The 6,820-nt window shown below is 63.6% G+C and carries 10 protein-coding genes; 7 read left to right on the top strand and 3 right to left on the bottom strand.

All coding sequences use genetic code 11. From position 1 onward, the window contains the following. Both EOA33_RS19095 and EOA33_RS19100 read right to left on the bottom strand, forming a co-directional pair. Positions 1 to 322: flavodoxin-dependent (E)-4-hydroxy-3-methylbut-2-enyl-diphosphate synthase (locus EOA33_RS19095; protein WP_190234306.1), on the bottom strand; the 322-nt coding region annotated here is incomplete at its 3' end. Between the two features lie 335 nt (positions 323 to 657). Further along, complete coding sequence (locus tag EOA33_RS19100) at positions 658 to 837, bottom strand: YdcH family protein (protein WP_126057934.1); 180 nt, start codon at positions 835 to 837, stop codon at positions 658 to 660. Positions 838 to 1,078: 241 nt separating this feature from the next. On the opposite strand from EOA33_RS19100, the gene EOA33_RS19105 reads away from it, so the two are divergent. Next, positions 1,079 to 1,282 (top strand): YdcH family protein, encoded by a 204-nt coding sequence (locus tag EOA33_RS19105; protein ID WP_126057933.1) that lies wholly within the window; start codon positions 1,079 to 1,081, stop codon positions 1,280 to 1,282. A gap of 30 nt (positions 1,283 to 1,312) precedes the next feature. Here the strand turns inward: EOA33_RS19105 and EOA33_RS19110 are convergent, their stop codons facing one another. Then, the gene (locus EOA33_RS19110) at positions 1,313 to 2,104 is read right to left on the bottom strand and encodes an IclR family transcriptional regulator (RefSeq protein ID WP_126057932.1); all 792 of its coding nucleotides are present in this window, start codon (positions 2,102 to 2,104) and stop codon (positions 1,313 to 1,315) included. Positions 2,105 to 2,219: 115 nt separating this feature from the next. Here EOA33_RS19110 and EOA33_RS19115 point away from each other — a divergent pair, with 115 nt between their 5' ends. From EOA33_RS19115 to EOA33_RS19140, 6 genes are all read left to right on the top strand, one after another. Beyond that, the gene (locus EOA33_RS19115; RefSeq protein WP_126057931.1) at positions 2,220 to 3,101 is read left to right on the top strand and encodes a transporter substrate-binding domain-containing protein; all 882 of its coding nucleotides are present in this window, start codon (positions 2,220 to 2,222) and stop codon (positions 3,099 to 3,101) included. A 97-nt stretch (positions 3,102 to 3,198) separates the two neighbouring features. Then, a complete protein-coding gene (locus tag EOA33_RS19120) occupies positions 3,199 to 3,864 on the top strand; it encodes an amino acid ABC transporter permease (RefSeq protein WP_126057930.1) in 666 nt (221 codons plus the stop codon). Between the two features lies 1 nt (position 3,865). Then, a complete protein-coding gene (locus EOA33_RS19125) occupies positions 3,866 to 4,516 on the top strand; it encodes an amino acid ABC transporter permease (protein WP_126057929.1) in 651 nt (216 codons plus the stop codon). 4 nt (positions 4,517 to 4,520) lie between these two features. After that, positions 4,521 to 5,315 (top strand): amino acid ABC transporter ATP-binding protein, encoded by a 795-nt coding sequence (locus tag EOA33_RS19130; RefSeq protein WP_126059334.1) that lies wholly within the window; start codon positions 4,521 to 4,523, stop codon positions 5,313 to 5,315. 93 nt (positions 5,316 to 5,408) lie between these two features. Further along, positions 5,409 to 5,870 carry a RidA family protein gene (locus EOA33_RS19135; protein ID WP_126057928.1) on the top strand — a complete coding sequence of 154 codons (462 nt, stop codon included), beginning with the start codon at positions 5,409 to 5,411 and terminating at the stop codon, positions 5,868 to 5,870. A gap of 41 nt (positions 5,871 to 5,911) precedes the next feature. Then, a partial coding sequence (locus EOA33_RS19140; protein WP_245482373.1) for an aminotransferase class V-fold PLP-dependent enzyme occupies positions 5,912 to 6,820 on the top strand: 909 nt, incomplete at its 3' end.

A 6,820-nucleotide genomic window follows, 5' to 3' on the forward strand; every position in this document is an offset into this window, starting at 1 on the left:
AGGCCGGATGGTCAGCAAGCAGCTTGTGGCCGATATAGTGGAAATCGCCGACCAGCGGCACATTGATGCCGAGCCGCGCCAACCGGTCGCGGATGGCGGGTACGGCGGCGGCGCTTTCGTCACGGTCGACGGTGATACGCACGATCTCGGAGCCGGCGCGGTGCAGCGCCGCGACCTGGGCGACCGTCTGATCGACATCGGCAGTGTCGGTGTTGGTCATCGACTGCACGACGACAGGCGCGCCGCCGCCGACGATCACGCCGCCAACGTCGACGCCGACCGATGCGCGGCGCGGGAAGGGGGAAGAAAAATATCCGGTCATGCCGGCACCTTTTGCTCAGAGCATAGCGTGCTCAAGGGTCCGGGCATGAGGTGGAGGAGCAAAGATGGCTTGTCAATGGCAATGGGTGGGCGAAAAGCCGCAATCGGCGCGGCGGCGATGCGACCGTTGCGCACCGCCGTGGCCGACTGCTGAGCCAATTCACATGTCGAGATGAATGGCGGGAGCAGTCTAGACGGCGCCCGATGCACGCAATTCGCATGCCTGAAGCGACCGGATCGTCTGTCGGGACAAAAAACAGAACATCTCCGGTGACAGGACTGCCACCGGAAAGATGATCGCGCGCCGAAGGCGGCGCGGCTTTTGTTAGAGGAGCGTCAGTGCGTCGTCGGTTTCGCCTTCAGCTTTTCAATCTCGTCCTTGATTGCCAGCTTGCGCCGCTTGAGATTCACGATTTCGAGGTCGTCGACCGATGGATGGTTCATCGCATCGGTGAGCTCGCGTTCGATGTCACCGTGTTTCCGCTGCAACTCATCAAGATGGGATGCAAGAGACATGATTGGTTCTCCCTTTCATGGTTTCCTCGATTGCAGCCGCCAAAATGCGCCCACCGCCAGTCCGCATCTGTGACAGCACGATGACACTTTGCCACCAACCAATCCCGATGTCGAATACCCTGTGGTAGCATTCCACGACAATGTGAAATGTGATATGAGCGGCGCGCCGGTTGCAAAACCCCACCGGCCCCGCCCAATCAGGCCCATCTCTTGGGCGCCGCAGACGTGCAGACGGTAGAGAATGTCCGAACAGGAACAGGCCGAGATCCGGCTCGAATTTTCCCGCCTGAAGCAGGAACACGCCGATTTCGACGCCGCCATCAATGCGATGATCGCAACCGGCTGCGACCCCCTGCAGATTCAGCGCATGAAGAAGAAGAAACTCTTCCTCAAGGACCGGCTGATGGCGCTGGAAGATCGCATCATCCCCGACATCATCGCCTGACCGATGGCCGGGCCTCGCGGCCCGATCGGCTCACGCCGCGATCGACAGCCGTGCCGCGCGCTCACGCAGAAGGGCGATGAGTTCGCCTGTCCGCTCCTCGGATGTGTCTATCGGAACGACCAGGCACATCGTTGCCTCGACCTTGCCCGGCGCCGAAAAAACCGGCGCGGCCAGGCATTTGGTGTAGGCGTCGACGAGCCCTGAGGTCACGCAATAGCCCGTGGCCCGTGCCTTGCCGATGTCGTCGATGAAATCGTCGAGTTCGAGCTTGCGGCCGTCCGGCAGAATGAGGTCGCCCTCGGTAATCATGGCTTCGATCCGGCCCCGTTCGAAGCCCGCAAGCAGCAGCCTGCCGGAAGCGGTCCAGGGGAGCGGTATCTGCAGGCCGGTGGCCGAGCTGATGCGGAACGGCCTCGTGCCGGGACTGGAATGGATGATCGTGTAGCGGCCGCTCTGCAGCATGCACAATTCGGATGTCTCGCCCGTCTCCTGTGACAGGTTGTCGACCTCCTGGCGGCCCCTCCGCAGCAGGTCGTTGCCGCGCACATAGTCCATTCCATAGAGATAGAGCTTCTTGCCGAAATAGACGCGGTTGCCGTCACCGGCCATTTCCAGGAGCCCCGCGTCGACCAGCGAGCGCACCAGCGTATAGGTGGTCGAACGCGGCGCGTTCACGCCCTTGGCGAGATCGCCGATGCCGATCGCGCGCTGTGTCGTGTGCAGGTACTCCAGGATCTCCAGCACCCGGTTGAGGCCTTTCTCGCGTGAGACCTTGTCCTCGTTCGGACTCTGCCGATCCATGACGTCATTGCCATCTTGCATTGCTGATTTCCGGTGCTAGTATCTGTCTTGTACAAGATACACGTGTCTTTTGTAAGAGACAATCAAATCGAATGCACGTGTATCTGCAAAGGGGAACACACGAAAGGAGGTCGCCGTGAACGACACATCCAAAAGGCGTGAATTTCTGAAACTGGGAATGGCTGGACTGGCAACGGCCGGCGTGATGAGCGTGGCGGCGACGGTCGATGCGAAAAAGGCGGCCGCGCAGGCAGCGCCGGACAGCTTGCTGCGTACGGTGCTCGATCGCGGCAAGCTGATCGTCGGCACCGGCAGCACCAACGCGCCCTGGCATTTCGAGAACGATGCCGGCGAGCTTGTCGGCATGGACATCACCATGGGCCGGATCCTGGCCAAGGGCCTGTTCGACGATCCGACCAAGGTCGAGTTCGTCATGCAGGACCCGGCGCAGCGCATTCCGAACGTTACCACCAACAAGGTGGACATCACCATCCAGTTCATGACCATGACGGCCCAGCGTTCGCAGTTGATCAACTTCTCGCGGCCCTACTATGTCGAAGGCGTCGCCCTGCTGACCTTGCCGGGAGCCGAAAACAAGACCTTCGACAAATTGCTTGCCGCCGGTTCGGCGACCCGCGTCTCGATCCTGCAGAACGTCGATGCCGAAACCTCGGTCCGTTTCGCCCTGCCGCAGGCTCAGGTGATGCAGATCGACACTCAGGCCAACGTGCTGCAGGCGCTGGAATCCAAGCGCGTCGACGCCGCCGCCGTCGATCTCTCGACTGTGCGCTGGCTCGCCTCGCGCAATCCCGACAAATACTTCGACGCCGGCAAGAGCTGGTACTCGATGCTCTACGGCGCCGCGCTTCGGCAGGGCGATCTCGACTGGCTGACCTTTGTCAACCAGACCTTCACCATCGCCATGTTCGGCCACGAAACGGCGCTCTACGACGCCGCCTTCAAGGACTATTTCGGGCTGGAGCCGCCGGCGCGTCATCCGGGCTTCCCGGTCATCTGATGCCGTTCGGGGAAAGGGTGTTTCCGGCACCCTTCCATCCCCTCCCAGCGCGGCGCGGCCTCTTCGCGCCGCGCCGGATATTTTGAGGCCAACGCATATGGGCTACGCGCTCAATTTCAACCTGATCTGGCGCCATTTCGACAAGCTGTGGGGCGGGCTGCTGCTCAGTCTCGAGCTTGCCGTCATCTCGATCGCCATCGGCATCGTCATCGGGCTGGTGCTGGCGGTCTGGTACGTTTCGGCCGGACGCACGGTGCGGGCGATCATCGCCGCCTATGTCGAGTTCATCCGCAACGTGCCGCTGATCCTGCTGGTCTATCTGGTCTTCTACGGTCTGCCGACTGTGATCGATATCGCCTACAGCGCGCCGACCTCGTTTGTCCTGACACTGTCGGTCTATAGCGGCGCCTACCTGGTCGAAGTCTTCCGTTCCGGCCTCGAGGCCGTGCCGCGCGGCCAACTCGATGCCGGCAAGGCGATCGGCCTGACCCCATGGCAGCGGCTGCTGCATGTGCGTCTGCCGACGATGCTGCGCATCACGCTGCCGGCGCTCTCCAACACCTTCATCTCGCTGTTCAAGGACACCTCGATCGCCTCGGTCATCTCGGTGCCCGAGCTCACCTACGGCGCCCAGTGGATCAACTTCAACACCTTCCGCATCGTCGAGGTCTACCTGGTCACCACGGCCATGTATCTGGTGACCGGCTATGCGCTGCTTTTCGCGCTCAGGCTCGTCGAGCGCCGGTTCAGGGCGGCACGCTGACATGCTGAGCCAGATCCTCTACGCCGTGCCGTTCCTCGCCCAGGGCTTCGCCATCACCCTGTGGGTGTCGCTGCTGGTCGTGGTGCTTTCGCTTATCGCCGGTGTCGCGCTCGGCGTCGGCCTGGTCTATGGCCCCGCCCCGCTGCGCTGGGCGGTGCGCATCTTCAGCGACACCATCCGCGGCATCCCGATTTTGGTGTTGATGTTCTTTGTCTATTACGGCCTGCCCGCGATCGGGCTTCACCTGCAGTCCTTCTGGGCCGCGGTGCTGGCGCTCACGCTGTTCAAGACGGCGCAGGTCGTCGAATATCTGCGCGGCGCCGTCGCCTCAATCCCCAAGGGCCAGTCCGAAGCGGCGATGGCGATCGGGCTGACCTTCCGCCAGCAGCTGACCTACGTCATCTTTCCGCAGGCCTTCAGGCGCTTCCTGCCGCCCTGGATCAATGGCGTCACCGACGCGGTCAAGGGCAGCGCGCTGGTCTCGCTGCTCGGCATCACCGACCTGATGCAGGCGATCAACCAGGTCATCGGCCGCACCTATGAAGCGATGCCGCTCTATATCCTCGGCGCGCTGGTCTACTTCGCGGTCAACTACGCCCTTTCGCTCGCCAGCCGGCGGCTGGAACGGCGCTTCTCCTTCATTAGGGAATAGCATGATGTCCGACGCCTCGAACGCCAGTCCCGCGCTGCTCGAAGTCCGCGATGTCTCCAAGGCCTTCGGTCCCGTCGAAGTGCTCCGCTCCGTCAGCCTCGAGGTCGCGCGCGGCGAAGTGGTGACCATCGTCGGGCCCTCCGGCAGCGGCAAGACCACTCTGCTGCGCTGCGTCAACTTCCTCGAAAGCTACGACAGCGGCTCGATCCGTATTGACGGCAGAGAGGTTGGCTACCGCGAAACTGGAACGCGCCAGCGCCGCGGCGAGCGCGATCTCGCCGCCATGCGCGCCGAGACCGGCATGGTGTTCCAGAGCTTCAACCTGTTCCCGCATCTGACGGCGGCCGGCAACATCATGCTCGGCCTCACCAAAGTGCGGAAGAAGAGCGAAGCCGAGGCGCGCACCATTGCCGAGCACTGGCTCGGCCGCGTCGGTCTCGCCCACAAGGCCGACAGCCTGCCGGCCGAACTGTCCGGCGGCCAGCAGCAGCGCGTTGGCATTGCGCGCGCCGTGGCGATGGATCCGAAGATCCTGCTTCTCGACGAGATCACCTCGGCGCTCGATCCGGAGCTGGTCGGCGAAGTGCTGGCCGTCGTGCGCAGGCTCGCCGAGGACGGCATGACCATGCTGATGGTGACGCATGAGATGGCCTTCGCCCGCGACGCTTCGAGCCGCATCGTCTTCATGGCCGATGGCGGTGTCAGCGCCGTTGGCCCGCCGAAGGAGATCCTGGCGGCGGAGACCTCCAACGAGCGCCTCCGCAGCTTCCTGGCGCGCTTCCGCGCCTCGCAGTTCTGACATCGGGCAGCGACCCAAAGCAACTCCAGGAAAAGTGTAAGCGGTTTTCCGTCTGGAGTTGCGTAGAACAAAGAGCCGCCGCAAGGAGAATACATGACGCCTTACATCCGGCTCGCCGAACTCGGCCTCCAGCTGCCCGAGCCGCCGACGCCCATCGCCAACTTCGTCACCCATGCCGAGGCCGGCCGGCTGATCTTCCTTTCCGGACAGGGGCCCCTGCGGTCCGACGGTACGCTCTGCACCGGCAAGGTCGGCGAGGATGTCACCGTCGAGGAGGCCTATCAGCATGCCCGCCTCACCGGGCTTAACCTGCTGGCTGTCATGCATGCGGCCGCCGGCGACCTCGGCCGCATCGTGCGCGTCGTCAAGCTGCTCGGCTTCGTCAACGCCACGCCGACCTTTAGCGACCACCCGAAGGTGGTGAATGGCTGCTCCGATCTTTTCGCCAACGTCTTTGATAGGATCGGCGGGCACGCGCGCTCGGCGATCGGCGTCGGCTCGCTGCCGGGCAACATCACGGTCGAAATCGAGGCGGTGGTCGAAATCGCCGCCTGAGGTCTTTTCAAGATGGGATTCCAGAGATGACGATCTCCAACATGACAATCCGCGAACGTCTCGGCCTGCGCCCGATCATCAACGTCTCCGGCACGATGACGACGCTCGGCGCCTCGATCATCGTTCCGGAAGCGATCGCCGCGATGGCCGAGATCGCCTCGCAATGGGTGGAGATGGACGACCTGCAGCGCGCTGCCAGCACGGTCATCACGCGGCTGACCGGCGGCGAAGCCGGCTTCATCACCGCCTGCTGCGCCTCAGGCATCACAATGGCGATCGCCGGCGCGATGACCGGCACCAACCTTCTGGCGATCGAGCGGCTGCCCGACGACACCGAGGGCCTCAAGTCGGAGGTCGTTATCCAGCTCGGCCACATCGTCAACTACGGCGCGCCGATCGACCAGTCGATCCGGGTGGCCGGCGCAAGGGTCGTCCCGGCGGGCACCGTCAGCGTCACGCAGGACTATCATGTGCGCGAGGCGATCAACGAGCGCACGGCGGCCGCCCTCTACGTCGTCGCCCATCACACCGTGCAGTACGGCATGCTGTCGCTGGAGGAGTTCTGCGATATCTGCCACGCCAAGGGCGTGCCGGTGATCGTGGACGCCGCTTCCGAATACGATCTGCGCAGCTTCCTGGCGCGTGGCGCCGACATCGTCGTTTACAGCGGTCACAAATTCCTCTCGGGCCCGACCAGCGGCATCGTCACCGGCCGCAAGAATCTGGTGCGCACGGCCTATTTGCAGAACCGCGGTGTTGCGCGAGCCATGAAGGTCGGCAAGGAGAGCATCGCCGGCACGATGGCGGCGCTGGAAGCCTGGGAGAAGCGCGACCATGCCGGCATACGTCGGCGCGAGGAAGCGGCGCTCAATCTGTGGAAGGACGCGCTGCAGGGTCTACCCGGCACCGCCGCGCGCATCATTCCCGATCCGACTGCCAATCCGCTCGAC

The organism is Mesorhizobium sp. M4A.F.Ca.ET.050.02.1.1, from assembly GCF_003997725.1.
Classification (GTDB): domain Bacteria; phylum Pseudomonadota; class Alphaproteobacteria; order Rhizobiales; family Rhizobiaceae; genus Mesorhizobium.

What these genes read in the sequence shown, in the direction of transcription:
- EOA33_RS19135 (WP_126057928.1), top strand. Translation starts at nt 5,409, where the DNA reads ATGACGCCTTACATCCGGCTCGCCGAACTCGGCCTCCAGCTGCCCGAG.
- EOA33_RS19120 (WP_126057930.1), top strand. Translation starts at nt 3,199, where the DNA reads ATGGGCTACGCGCTCAATTTCAACCTGATCTGGCGCCATTTCGACAAG.
- EOA33_RS19105 (WP_126057933.1), top strand. Translation starts at nt 1,079, where the DNA reads ATGTCCGAACAGGAACAGGCCGAGATCCGGCTCGAATTTTCCCGCCTG.
- EOA33_RS19100 (WP_126057934.1), bottom strand. Translation starts at nt 837, where the DNA reads ATGTCTCTTGCATCCCATCTTGATGAGTTGCAGCGGAAACACGGTGAC.
- EOA33_RS19130 (WP_126059334.1), top strand. Translation starts at nt 4,521, where the DNA reads ATGTCCGACGCCTCGAACGCCAGTCCCGCGCTGCTCGAAGTCCGCGAT.
- EOA33_RS19125 (WP_126057929.1), top strand. Translation starts at nt 3,866, where the DNA reads ATGCTGAGCCAGATCCTCTACGCCGTGCCGTTCCTCGCCCAGGGCTTC.
- EOA33_RS19110 (WP_126057932.1), bottom strand. Translation starts at nt 2,104, where the DNA reads ATGCAAGATGGCAATGACGTCATGGATCGGCAGAGTCCGAACGAGGAC.